This is a genomic window from Rhizobium sp. YTUHZ045, assembly GCF_051124255.1.
GTDB lineage: Bacteria > Pseudomonadota > Alphaproteobacteria > Rhizobiales > Rhizobiaceae > Rhizobium.
In genome coordinates, this window is sequence record NZ_CP101434.1 from 388,101 (window position 1) to 400,672 (window position 12,572).

At 59.8% G+C, this 12,572-nt stretch carries 12 protein-coding genes; 9 read left to right on the forward strand and 3 right to left on the reverse strand.

What is annotated here, in order from left to right; translation table 11 throughout:
• Positions 1 to 61 precede the first annotated feature (61 nt).
• Positions 62 to 772, forward strand: coding sequence for a FadR/GntR family transcriptional regulator (locus tag NMA58_RS28945; protein ID WP_434714549.1), 711 nt, complete (start codon positions 62 to 64; stop codon positions 770 to 772).
• Between the two features lie 57 nt (positions 773 to 829).
• On the forward strand, positions 830 to 1,537 hold the full coding sequence (locus tag NMA58_RS28950; RefSeq protein WP_434714551.1) for a FadR/GntR family transcriptional regulator: 708 nt from the start codon (positions 830 to 832) through the stop codon (positions 1,535 to 1,537).
• 38 nt (positions 1,538 to 1,575) lie between these two features.
• Here NMA58_RS28950 and NMA58_RS28955 read toward each other — a convergent pair whose 3' ends face one another.
• Positions 1,576 to 2,310 (reverse strand): SDR family oxidoreductase, encoded by a 735-nt coding sequence (locus tag NMA58_RS28955; RefSeq protein WP_430958900.1) that lies wholly within the window; start codon positions 2,308 to 2,310, stop codon positions 1,576 to 1,578.
• A gap of 65 nt (positions 2,311 to 2,375) precedes the next feature.
• Between NMA58_RS28955 and NMA58_RS28960 the strand changes: the two genes are divergently transcribed.
• The 4 genes from NMA58_RS28960 (at position 2,376) to aspA (ending at position 7,688) form a co-directional block, all read left to right on the forward strand.
• Positions 2,376 to 3,296, forward strand: coding sequence for an AraC family transcriptional regulator (locus tag NMA58_RS28960; RefSeq protein WP_434714552.1), 921 nt, complete (start codon positions 2,376 to 2,378; stop codon positions 3,294 to 3,296).
• Positions 3,297 to 3,520: 224 nt separating this feature from the next.
• Positions 3,521 to 4,993, forward strand: coding sequence for an amino acid permease (locus NMA58_RS28965; RefSeq protein ID WP_183701070.1), 1,473 nt, complete (start codon positions 3,521 to 3,523; stop codon positions 4,991 to 4,993).
• A 65-nt stretch (positions 4,994 to 5,058) separates the two neighbouring features.
• Positions 5,059 to 6,135 carry an asparaginase gene (locus tag NMA58_RS28970; protein ID WP_434714553.1) on the forward strand — a complete coding sequence of 359 codons (1,077 nt, stop codon included), beginning with the start codon at positions 5,059 to 5,061 and terminating at the stop codon, positions 6,133 to 6,135.
• A 125-nt stretch (positions 6,136 to 6,260) separates the two neighbouring features.
• Entirely contained in the window at positions 6,261 to 7,688 is a 1,428-nt protein-coding gene (aspA, locus tag NMA58_RS28975; RefSeq protein ID WP_434714554.1) for an aspartate ammonia-lyase, read from the forward strand.
• Positions 7,689 to 7,773: 85 nt separating this feature from the next.
• Here the strand turns inward: aspA and NMA58_RS28980 are convergent, their stop codons facing one another.
• Entirely contained in the window at positions 7,774 to 8,703 is a 930-nt protein-coding gene (locus NMA58_RS28980) for a TauD/TfdA dioxygenase family protein (protein ID WP_434714556.1), read from the reverse strand.
• A 301-nt stretch (positions 8,704 to 9,004) separates the two neighbouring features.
• Here NMA58_RS28980 and NMA58_RS28985 point away from each other — a divergent pair, with 301 nt between their 5' ends.
• Complete coding sequence (locus NMA58_RS28985) at positions 9,005 to 9,412, forward strand: carboxymuconolactone decarboxylase family protein (RefSeq protein WP_088674573.1); 408 nt, start codon at positions 9,005 to 9,007, stop codon at positions 9,410 to 9,412.
• A 158-nt stretch (positions 9,413 to 9,570) separates the two neighbouring features.
• Positions 9,571 to 9,903 (forward strand): GYD domain-containing protein, encoded by a 333-nt coding sequence (locus tag NMA58_RS28990; protein ID WP_097600749.1) that lies wholly within the window; start codon positions 9,571 to 9,573, stop codon positions 9,901 to 9,903.
• A gap of 327 nt (positions 9,904 to 10,230) precedes the next feature.
• Here NMA58_RS28990 and NMA58_RS28995 read toward each other — a convergent pair whose 3' ends face one another.
• Positions 10,231 to 11,370, reverse strand: coding sequence for a helix-turn-helix domain-containing protein (locus NMA58_RS28995; protein WP_430958906.1), 1,140 nt, complete (start codon positions 11,368 to 11,370; stop codon positions 10,231 to 10,233).
• 598 nt (positions 11,371 to 11,968) lie between these two features.
• On the opposite strand from NMA58_RS28995, the gene NMA58_RS29000 reads away from it, so the two are divergent.
• Entirely contained in the window at positions 11,969 to 12,169 is a 201-nt protein-coding gene (locus tag NMA58_RS29000) for a hypothetical protein (protein WP_221156573.1), read from the forward strand.
• The last annotated feature ends 403 nt before the right edge of the window (positions 12,170 to 12,572 follow it).

Consider the following 12,572-nt stretch of genomic DNA (forward strand, 5'->3'; position numbering starts at 1 on the left):
AGGCATGCCCGCACCTGTCCGGTTGCTTGACAGCTCTCCGGTTAACACGCATCGTCCTTCGATGCGGGATATGGATTCATGGCTGTCGGAGAAGAACGAAATCAACCGAAGAAACGCTGCCGAAGCGGTCTTCGAAGATATCCGCACGGCCATTGTGGATCAGAAACTGCCGCTCGGAAGCCGTCTTCCCTCGGAGGTGCAACTGGCCGAACGCTACGGCATCAGCCGGGCGATCGTGCGTGAAGCGCTTCGCTCCCTGCAGACGCTGGGCTTCACGCAGACCAGGACCGGCCGCGGCACCTTCGTCGTTTCGGAAAGCCCCGCACGACAACTTGGCGGCGGTGCCTATTCCGCCCGCGATCTGATGGAGGCGCGCCCCTGCATCGAAATTCCGGCTGCCGGTTGGGCGGCATTGCGCCGTTCGGGCGAGCAGCTGGTCCGGCTGACATCCTTGTGCGACCGGATGGACAAGGAGGAGGATGTCCAGAAATGGGTGCGGATGGACGCGACCTTTCATGGAGAAATCGCGGAGGCTTCAGGCAATGCGATCTTCCGGAAAGTCGTCGCCGATGTTCGCGGCGCGCTCTCGACGCAATCCGAACTGGTCGAGCATGTTCGTGGACGGCGCAAAGCGTCCAATGCGGAGCACCGCCGAATTCTGGAGGCAATTGCCGCGGGCAGCGAGCAGGATGCGCGTGCGGCCATGGCGGAGCACCTGCTGGAGGTCAAGCGGTCCATCATTGGGTTGCCGATGACAGACGCGCAGCGTTGAAGGTGTAATTTCCAATTTGCGCCCGGATATCCCGCGCGGCCGATCGGATGCAAGGCGATGAACGATCTAGAAAACTGGCTGTCCAATCCAGCGACCCTTAGTCGCAAAAGCGCTTCGGAACTTGTGTTCGAGGAATTGCGCAGCCTCATCCTGTCAAGCCGTTTTGCTGCCGGCTCGAAGCTGCCGTCAGAAGCGAAGCTGGCGGCAAAATATGGCGTCAGCCGCCCGATCGTGCGTGAAGCACTGCGCTCGCTGCAGATTCTGGGGCTGACGGAGACACGAACGGGCAGCGGCACATATGTGCTAGCGGCTGCCGGCGACGGCGATATCAGTTACGGCACTTATTCGGCGCGTGATCTGATGGAGGCCCGTCCCTACGTCGAAGTATCGGCCGCCGGCTGGGCGGCGCTGCGTCGAAGCGATGACGAGCTGTCCCGCTTGCTCGGCCTTTGCGACGAGATGGAGCATGAGGAAAATACCGAGGCCTGGGTGCGGCTGGACTCGGATTTTCATGGGCTGATCGCGGCGGCGTCGAAGAACGCCGTCTTCCGCGATATTGTCGACGAGGTTCGGGAGGCCATGGCGCAGCAATCCGGTCTGCTGACGGTCCTCGGGCCGCGGCGGCAGGAATCGAACGACGAGCATCGCGCCATCGTCGAAGCCATCCGCGCAGGCGCGGAGGTCGACGCCCGGACCGCGATGGACATCCATCTTAAAAAGGTGGAGATGGCCGTCAGCCGGCTCATCGGCAGCGAGACGCGCTAGATCCTGTCTGTCGAGAGATCACCGCGGAATCCCGACGGTTAGTCCTGTGCGGTTGGCCGAACCACGATGCTTCCGATTTCGACGTCAGCCGGCTGGTCGATGGCGAAGGCGATTGCGCGCGCAATGGAATCGGCAGGAATTGCAATTCTGTCCGACCATGCTCTAAGGCGCGCCTGTTCGGCCTCGTCCCCCACTGTCGTCAGGAATTCCGTTTGGATCGCCCCCGGTGAGATCTCCGTCACCCGGATATTCGGTCCGGACTCCTGCCGTAACGCTTCCATGATCGTGCGTACCGCATTCTTACTGGCAGCGTAGACGCCCATCTTCGGCAGGATTCGGAGCCCTGCGGTCGAAACGACAGTGATGACATGGCCGCTCTGCTGCTTGCCGAACACCGGCAGCGCCGCGGCGATCCCATAAAGGACCCCCTTCACGTTGATGTCGATCGTCTCGTCCCATTCATCTACCTGCAGGGCGTCGAAACGCGACAGCGGGCCAATGCCGGCGTTGTTCACGACGACGTCGAGCCGGCCAAATTCGCTGCAAGCCAAGTTGACGAGCGCGGTGAGGTCCTCTCGCTTGGTGACATCCGTGCTCCGATATGCGCAACCGCCGCCAATGGCCTTGATATCCGCGGCCACAGACGCGATCCGATCTTCCCTTCGTCCGCCCAACACGACACGAGCGCCCCGTTCGGCCAAGTGGAGGGCGGTGGCGCGACCCATTCCGCTGCCCGCGCCGGTAATGACGACAACTTTGTTTTCGATAGTCATGGCTTGGTCTCCTTTTCGAATTAAAGGTAGTCGACCTCACTTGGATGATCTATGCTCGGAAGGCCATGAATATGTCGCGATCGTCCATGAATCATTCAGATCCGCTTTCTGATGTGCTCACCACTCTCGGTGCGCGCAGCGGCGGTAGAACTCGTTTGGAAGCCAGTGGCGACTGGAGCCTGTCTTTCGCGGAAAAGGAAAGATTGAAGCTCGTGGCCGTCCTGCGCGGGAAATGTTGGATTCTCTTGCCTGACCACCCCCCGCAGCAGTTGACCGAAGGCGACGTGTTCCTGATCGGCGGCGGAGCCTATGGGGTGGCAAGCAACCCGGACCTGACACCGATCGATGGTGCGGCCTTGTACGCGCAATCCGGCCGCGACATCGTCCGTCTTGGTGGCGACGAGACGGTCCTGATCGGCGGCAGCATCACGTTCGCAAGTGCCGAGGCCAACTTCGTTCTCGACGCGCTTCCGCGTTTCCTGCGCATCGGAGGCGCGTCAGGCGCGGCTACGGCAGTGTCCCGGACATTGGAGCTTCTCGATGGCGAAGTCGGACGGGACCGCATTGGCGGTTCTCTGGTCACGACAAGGCTGGCGGAGGTTTTGTTCGTGGAGGCGATCCGTGCCTATGTCGCCGAGCAGGGCGACGCCTGCATCGGCTGGATCGGTGCGCTGGCGGATCGTCACATTGGAGAAGCGCTCCGTGTTATCCACGGTGAAACAAAGCGCCCGTGGACTGTTGCGAGCTTGGCGGCGAGGGTTGGCATGTCTCGATCGGCGTTCTCGGCCCGTTTCGCGCGCCGCGTGGGCAAGCCGCCGCTAGAGTATCTCACGGATTGGAGAATGCTTTTGGCGAGGCAATGGCTGAGCGAGCCCGAGGCTGATATCGCGCGCATCGCAAGTGAAGTCGGCTATCTCTCTCAGAGCGCTTTCGGACACGCTTTCAAACGCACCTTTGGTCATACTCCCCGGTCACAAGGTCGGTGAACAACGAGTTCTTCCATATCGCGAAATGGGGTATCGGATCAACCCGGCATCCAGCTGCCTGTGACGAACCGGCGTCCATATATGCACAACATCGCACGAAAGACCCTTGACCGAGCGGCGTCTCTTCATCTATTTCAAACCTGTCAGACCGCATGGCAGATTGACATCTTTGACGCGACTGCGCGGAGGGGCGGCCGGGAGGTTGCCGAACCCAGGGAGGAGAAATGACAGTGATGGAATCCACCAGAACCGAGGCCGATGGCCAGATTTTCGCGGAGGAGGATCTCGGTTACAAAAAGGCACTGAAGCCGCGGCAGATCCAGATGATCGCCATCGGCGGAGCGATCGGCACCGGTCTGTTTCTGGGCGCGGGCGGGCGGCTTGCCGCTGCCGGTCCGGCGCTTGTGCTGGTCTATGCCTTGTGCGGCTTTTTCGCGTTCCTTGTTCTCCGGGCTCTCGGCGAACTGATCGTGCACCGCCCGACCTCCGGTTCGTTCGTTTCCTATGCCCGTGAATTCTACGGTGAAAAGCTCGCCTTTGCGGTCGGCTGGCTCTACTGGCTGACCTGGGCGATGACGGCGGTCGCCGATGTCACCGCCGTGGCTCTCTACATGAATTTCTTCAAGGCCTACGTCCCATGGATCGCCATGATCGATCAGTGGGTCTTTGCGTTGGCGGCGCTGGTTCTCGTTCTCGCCATGAACCTTCTGTCGGTGAAGGTGTTCGGCGAACTGGAATTCTGGTTCAGCCTCGTCAAGGTTCTCGCTTTGGTCGTCTTCCTGCTCGTCGGTGTCTACTTCGTTGTGACCGGCACGCCGATCGACGGCCACGCTCCGGGCCTCAATACGATTGTCGACTTCGGCGGCATGTTCCCGAACGGAATCCTGCCCGCGCTTGTGGTGATCCAGGGCGTGGTTTTCGCCTATGCCTCGATCGAGCTGATCGGCACCGCCGCGGGCGAAACCGAAAACGCGCGCAAGGTCATGCCGCGCGCGATCCGAACGGTCGTGCTGCGCCTGGTGGTCTTTTATGTGGGCTCGGTTCTGCTGCTGTCGCTGCTGCTGCCCTATACCGCCTATAAGGGCGGCGAGAGCCCGTTCGTCACCTTCTTCGGCAAGATCGGCGTTGAAGGCGCCGACGTCGTCATGAACCTCGTCGTGCTGACCGCGGTCCTGTCGTCGCTCAATGCCGGCCTTTATTCGACCGGCCGCATCCTGCATTCCATGGCGATTTCGGGCTCGGCGCCGGCCACGCTGGCGAAGATGAACAGATCCGGCGTGCCCTACGGCGGCATTGCGGTGACGGCTGTCGTGACCGCCTTCGGCGTCGTGCTGAACGCCGTCGTTCCGGCAGAAGCGTTCGAGATCGGACTGAATGTCGCCGCGCTCGGCATCATCGCGGCATGGGGCGTGATTGTTCTGTGCCAGCTTAAGCTGTGGCACCTGTCGCGTCAGGGCAAGCTGGCGCGGCCCGAATTCCGGATGTTCGGCGCGCCCTATACCGGCGTGCTGACGCTCGGCTTCCTTGCGGTCGTCGTGATTCTGATGGCGCTGGATTATCCGGTCGGCACCTACACGGTCGCGTCGCTGCTGCTGATCATTCCGGCGCTGGTGGTCGGCTGGCTTCTGATGCGGGAGCGCATCCACATGATCGCGGCAGAACAAGGCGACGATCGCGGCGGTTTCGATCTGGCCTGACCGGCGCGACAGCAAGGCTTGCCCCGGCGCCAAATGCCGCCGGGGCCGCTTCAATGGAGAGAGAAATGATCCCGAGTGAGGATTTCGTCGTCACCGACCGTGGCGGCATCGTCGAGAACCGCCATCGCGTCCATGCGGCGGTCGTCGATGCAGAAGGCCGGCTGCTTTATGCGCTGGGAAACCCGACGCGCCTGACGCTTGCCCGGTCTGCCGCCAAGCCGGCCCAGGCGCTCGCCATCCTGGAGACGAGTGGGATCGAGCGTTACGGCTTCGATGATGCGGATCTCGCGCTGATGTGCGCTTCGCACAGCAGCGAAGAGCTGCATATCGCGCACACGCGGACCATGCTGGCGAAGGTCCGGGCAGAAGAGGCCGATCTTCGCTGCGGCGGCCATCCTTCCTTGTCCGAAACCGTGAATCGCGCCTGGATCAGGCAGGACTATACGCCGACGGCGGTCTGCAGCAACTGTTCGGGAAAACACGTTGGAATGATTGCAGGCGCCCGGGCCATCGGCGCGGGCGTCGAAGACTATCACCTGCCGGATCATCCGATGCAGGTGCTCGTGAAGCGTACAGTCGCTGAACTATGCGATCTTGATCCGCAGGACGTCGAATGGGGGATCGACGGATGCAATCTGCCGACGCCCGCTTTTCCGTTGGATCGCCTGGCGCGCCTCTACGCTAAGCTTGCTTCGGCAGCAGATCGGGGCGAGGGGCAGGAGGGTTTGTCGAGGCGAGACGCAGCACTCGCTCGCATTTTCCGGGCGATGGCGCGCCACCCCGAAATGGTCGCGGGCGAGGGGCGTTACTGCACAGTGTTGATGCGCGCGTTCAACGGCGCGCTGATCGGCAAGCTCGGCGCCGATGCCAGCTATGCAATCGGTGTGCGCGCCTCGGATGACACCAGGCAATTGGGGGCGGATGGGGCGCTCGCCATTTCGGTCAAGGTCGAGGATGGCAACATCGAAATCCTCTACGCGGTTGTGACGGAAATCCTCGATCAGCTCGGCATCGGTTCGCCTGAACTCCGCCATGAGCTTGCAACGTTCCATCGTCCCATGCGGGTGAACACCATGGGTGTTTTGACCGGTGGCGTGTCCTTTCCGTTCAGGCTGCGCATACCGGAGCCGGAGGGGGAGTAGTCCAGTCCTGCAGCTTTGATACAATGACGCTTCCGGACGCGGCAATTCTGCCGCGCCTTAACCGATCATCTCTCCGGCCTGCCGCCGCATTTCAGGTCCGCAGCGCCGCTTTCGAAAGTCCAGCCATGACTATCTCCGATATTGCGAAAATCCGCGTCGAGCATGACCTGATCGGCGATCGCGAGGTGCCGGCCTCGGCCTATTACGGCGTGCATACGCTGCGTGCGGTCGAGAATTTTCCGATCACCGGTCAGACCCTGCGGGAATCGGCGGACCTGATTGCGTCGCTCGCTGCGATCAAGCAGGCGGCGGCCCAGGCCAATGCAAGCCTTGGCCTTCTGGACCGGGAACGCGCCGACGCCATTATTGCGGCCTGTATCGAGATCCGCGACGGTGCACTGCACGACCACTTCGTTGTCGATCTGATCCAGGGCGGCGCCGGCACCTCGACCAACATGAACGCCAACGAGGTGATTGCCAACCGGGCGCTTGAAATCATGGGATATGGGCGAGGGGATTATCAGCACCTGCACCCGAACGAACATGTCAATCTGTCGCAATCCACCAACGACGTCTATCCTACGGCCCTGAAGCTCGCTGCGTGGATCGGCGTTCACCGACTGGTCGACGCCATGGCGGTCCTGCGGCGAGCGTTCGAGGCCAAGGCGATCGAGTTTGCCGACGTCCTCAAGATGGGCCGCACCCAGTTGCAGGACGCCGTGCCGATGACGCTGGGGCAGGAATTCGGAACCTACGCGCTGATGCTGGCAGAGGACGAGGCGCGCCTCTTAGAAGCCGTCTCGCTGATCCGCGAGATCAATCTTGGCGCCACGGCCATCGGCACCGGCATCACGGCCCACCCGCAATATGCAGCGCTTGTGCGCGAGCGCCTGTCTGAGATCGTCGGCGTCGATCTGGTGACGTCGCCGGATCTGGTGGAGGCGACGCAGGATTGCGGATCGTTCGTGCAGCTGTCAGGCGTCCTCAAGCGCGTCGCGGTCAAGCTGTCCAAAACATGCAACGACCTGCGGCTTCTGTCTTCGGGGCCGCGCGCCGGGCTGAACGAGATCAACCTGCCGGCGCGCCAGGCGGGTTCGTCGATCATGCCGGGCAAGGTCAACCCGGTCATCCCGGAAGTCGTCAACCAAGTGGCTTTCGAGGTCATCGGCAATGACGTGACGATCACCATGGCGGCCGAGGCGGGCCAGCTCCAGTTGAATGCTTTCGAGCCGGTGATCTTCTACAGCCTCTACCGCAGTCTCAGCCACCTGACCAATGCCTGCCTGACGCTCCAGTCCAACTGCATTCAAGGCATCACCGCCAACCGTGACCGGCTGCGCCAGACAGTCGAGCAGTCGATCGGCATCGTGACGGCGTTGAACCCCTATATCGGCTATCGCAATGCCACGGAGGTCGCGCTGGAAGCACATCATTCGGGGCGGGGAGTCTATGAAATCCTTCTCGAACGCGGCCTGATGCAGAAGGAGCATCTCGATGCGGTCCTGCGCCCGGAAACGCTGACGCGGCCAAGTGAGAAGCTTTCCTTCTCGTAAGGCATGCGGCTCATTTGCACTTGCGAAGACCGGCCGATGAAGCTCTGGTCGCTTCATGGGCCGGGCAACACTCATATGTGCGCGGTCACGCCGCCCTTGCTTGCGGCTTGGCAGCCTTGACATGCGTTATGCTGCGGCGGCCGTCGATGCTGACGGGAACATCGCCATCGACCGTGGCGCGGCGCACGACGCGGTGCTGGTCGCCATAGTCGTTGACGGCATAGTGCTGGGTGGTGCGATTGTCCCAGATCGCCACATCCCCGGCTCTCCAGCGCCAGCGCACGGTATTTTCCGGGGCGGTGACGTAGGACTGGAACACCTCGTAGAGTTTTACGGAGTCGCTCTTCGACAGGCCGACAAGGCGCTGAACGAAGTTGCCGAGCAGCAGCGATCTTTCGCCGGTTTCCGGATGGACACGCACGACCGGATGCTCGGTTTCGTAGATCGTCGAGGTGAAAACTTCCTCGAAATGCTTCTTCTCTTCGGCGGTGGCGCGAGGGCGAACGGCGGCATAGTCGTAGGCATTGCTGTGAATGGCCCACAAACTGTCCGCCAGCAGTTTGAGCGGCGCCGGCAGGCTTTCATAGGCGGCATGGGTGTTGGACCAGATCGTGTCGCCGCCGGCTGCCGGGATGACGACACCGCGCAGGACGGAGAATTTGGGATAGGCGTCGACGAAGGTGACGTCGGTATGCCACTGGTCCGCCCTGCCGCCGCCGCGGCTGGAATCGAGATTGAGGATGGACGCCGTGCCGGCGACGGGCCCCTGGGTTGGATGCGGCACGAGATCGCCGAGCCGGCGTGCAAAGGCTTCCTGTTCGGAATCGTCAAGATGTCCCTGATCGCGGAAGAAGATCACCTTGTGTTTGAGCAGAAGCTGGTTGATGGCTGCCACCGTTGCGTCCGAAAGATCTCCGCCAAGACGAACACCTTTGATTTCGGCGCCGACGCGGCCGGTCAGCGGCACGACATCGGACTCGGGTATGATCTGATCGACGAGAACCGGATTGCTCATGAAAATCTCCTGTTGATGTTGGAAGAGTCGGCAGGTCACCTGCACCCGCAAAAGGATTCTTCGGGTGTTCGAAATCTCATCGCTGAAAGTCGACAGGTCTATGGAACCGTATAATCTATAAAATCTGTAGACAATAATTTCTAATTTTGCCTGTTTTCCTGAAACAGCCGTCTTCGATTTCCTCGCCGGGAGGGAGGCTGGCGGCCGCTGGCATTTCTTCGTATCTTCCGCCGGCAACATGGGCTCGCGGAGCAAACATCGTGCCCGAGGCGGTGTATCGGCAAACCCGAAAGGAAAATCGATGGCAACAGTCAAACTCCTGTCAGACCAAGAGGCCGCAGCCATTCCAGCCGTGCAAGCCGTATTCGATGACATTAGGGCGACACGCAAGACCGATTTCATCAACAATTTCTGGCGTGCTCTTGCAAACGATCCGGCAAATCTCAAGCGGGTATGGGAGACGCTCAAATCGGTCATGACGGTCGAAGGCGCGATTGATCCGTTGACACGGGAGATGATCTACATCGCCGTGTCGACGGCCAATGCCTGCCAGTATTGCATTCAATCCCACACCGCAGCTGCCCGAGCCCGCGGCATGACCGATGCCCAACATGGCGAACTCCTGACGATCATCGGACTTGCCGCGCAGACAAATCATCTCGCTCTCGCCATGCAGGTTCCCTCAGATCCGGAGTTCGAGGTGCGATAGGAAACGACGTTACAGATCAAGCACATGCAACCATGCGCGACAGGGCGCCCTACGCCGGGGTTTACTCCGGTTTACCTAATCGCGGTCAACGCCTGGATGTGAGATACTGAATATGCGGCAGATCGCCCGATCTGCCCGATTGTTGAGGAGGATGTCCTATGCCACTGTTCATAATCACAGGGTGCTATTCAGCCGCGGCAACAAAGGGAATGATCGCCGATCCGTCGGACCGGGAAGCGGCGGCCCGTGCCATCATGGAAGCAGCAGGCGGGAAGCAGCATTCTTTCTACGTCACGACCGGCGAAACCGACTGGATGGTAATCGCAGAATTCCCCGACGGTGTTGACCTGATCCCCGCGCTTCTTGTCGTCGGCGCTTCGGGAGCAGTATCGAATATCAAAACCGTGCGAGCGTACACAGGTGCGGAATTCAAGGCCGCTCAAGAAAAGGCGGGCAAAATCGCATCTGCCTACAAAGCTCCGGCAAAATAAGCAGACCACTCGTTGAATTATCTTGGGCAGCGGATGTTCGATCCGCTGCCGGTTCGTTCCGGCATCGCCTGACAGGCGGAGCGGTCAGGCATTCGGGCAGGAGAGTCATGATCCAAAATTATTGGTGCACAGTCCAAGAGTGCTTGACCGAAGTCCAAAATCATCTGGCGACACTCAGAAACAGGACACTTCAACTTTGAACCCACCCCGGCTACAATCGAATCTGGCGTAATCGATCTTATGGAACTCGAGGGTGCCAAGTAAACGTCGCTGCCTAATTCTTTGAAAATATCCATTAATAGCAATGGCTTTTGGTACTTTCCGACATCAACGTGCGAACGTCAGCCAATCGCCGATCGTTGTCCCAACTCGCATGGCACGGGTTGCGGGGATTGCCGGGCGCTCAGTGGCTATGGTCTTTCGGACTTCACGCGGGCTGAGCCCGAATTCATGGCTGAACGCGCGCGTGAAATTGGCTGCAACGTCGAAGCCGGCGGCCTCGGCAATCTCCGAGATCGGCCTGTTGTCGGTCGGATTGGTAAGATCCGCATAGGCCTGCAGCAAGCGACGTTTGCGAATGTAAGTGAAGACGCCCCCGCTCGTTTCGAACAATCGGTAGAGCCGGGTCCGCGAGATTCCCAGCGCTCGGCACATGACCTCAGGCGTCAAGCTATCTGAATGAAGATTGAGGTGAATATAGCGATGCGCCCGCTCCATCAGCCCCATATTGGTCTGTTCCTGGCCGCGGTCCGAACTTGTGGAGGATGCAGCGCATGCAACGACCATATCGCCGATCGTCCGTATGATCCGCGGCACCTCCTCCACCGTCAAGCTGCTCAGGTTCGTTTCCAGGCCGTTAATATAGCTGACCAGCAATTCAGCCAGGCTACCGGAGAAGGCGGTGTTGTTGGCGCTCTGCAGAAGAGTCGCATCACCGGTCAACAGTTCATAGGGCAGGAAGACGAGCACAGCAACTGAATCGGTCATCCGCCCGCGGTACGGATAACCAAGAGACCTGAAAAATATCTCACCCGGGCCGGTTTCCGTGACATGCCGATCGGCTTCGGTCCAGGCCCGGCCGCTGCGCAGTATGCCGACGTTCCAGTGATCAATTGGGCTCGATCGCAGCATCGCCTGATCGCGAATATAGCTGCACGCCTGCGCGCGCTGCTGAACGATGAGGATATCGCCGAGGTGCCAACCGGTCTGTTCCGCGAGGAAACCATCGCCCTCTGATTTTCCATCCGGCAGATGTACATCCATAAGGGGCGCCACATGTGATCGCCAGGCCTGGAACTGTTCTTTCTGTGGCAGTTCGTGCGTCGAAAATCGCAAGGGCACCAAGGCCGGTGGCACGTCCACCCGATGTTCTTTCTGGGAAGAAGGTTCGCGCGGCCAGCGCCGCCGCTCCAGGTGCGCCGGCCATTCCCGTCCCGCAGCCGGGTCATCTCCAGACTCCGCAACCATCCAATTCCTCCAGCGCATTAGCAGATCCGGGCTGTTGAAACTGAAGCAAACAACAGCCATCCGAGATTCGAATTGGCTAAAGCTCTACGTGCATAAGCTACTTATCATATTCCTCTGCGAGCAGAAATGGACGGACCGATAATTTTCTGGATGCTGCGATAACGACAAGCGCATCCCGTTCATATATCTAAATAAGCAATGGTTAATTCCGAAGGAAGTTCGGAAATTCCAAATACTTAGCTGCCGGTGCGATAGCCCCGACAACGCAAAACGACACTTGTTCAAAACAAAACACGCCAACATGGGAGGATAGGCCGTGAACTATCGGAGAAGTAGTTGTGCTCGCCTTGCGCAAGCAATGGCTCTCAACAGGAATCAATCCAAAGGTGAGCCAGGAAAATTGTGTCGCCAGTCGTTCAGACTGATACGAGGCGCTCCTGAGGCCGACATCGGCAAATAACGGCGCGCGAGGGGTTGCGCGCAGCCGAGGCCATACATGTCGATGCGTAATGGCTCGAGGTCTGTACGCAACCCCTATCATATCCAACCACTGTCGAATTTCTTTGACGCTGCCCTTCATGTGGCAGAGGAGGCTAAGATGACTACCGCATGTGATGAGAACGTTATCCAATTGAAGCCAATTTCGACCTGCAGACGAGAAGTCGAAGTCGCAATGGTGGAAATGCTCGTCAGTTTGCAGAAACGTGGATGGTCGGCCGCGGAATTGGCTTTGACGCTCGCCGATGCCTCGGAAGATCTCGTCATGCTGATCGCGACCAAAGAACTTCGGCCGCATTAGAGCCGTTCCGGGCAAGGTGAGAAGCGGTTTCCTCAGTAAAGTGCGAAGCGCTTTTGCCGGGAACTGCGTAGATAATAAAGTTGGAGCGGTTCTGCGCTTTCGTGAAAAGCCAAACCGCTCCGCTATTTCTGTCTCAATGAGATGGCGGCCTCACCGGGCGCGGTAATTTCCATCATCCCCTATCCCTACGTTCTACCCATTACCCCCCTCTTCAGTCGCCGCGCCGGGCTTGACCACAGGCCGGCGCCACGCCTGCGTCGGTGGCATTTCGTTCAGAGCCGAACTGTTTCTGTCGCAGGTTTACGACCATCACTTGTCTATAAATTTCGATGCGCTAAAGTATGCAAGAATGAGTTGCATCCATCGGTGTCAGCGCGAGAGCGACGGATGGCTGCAGAGCGAT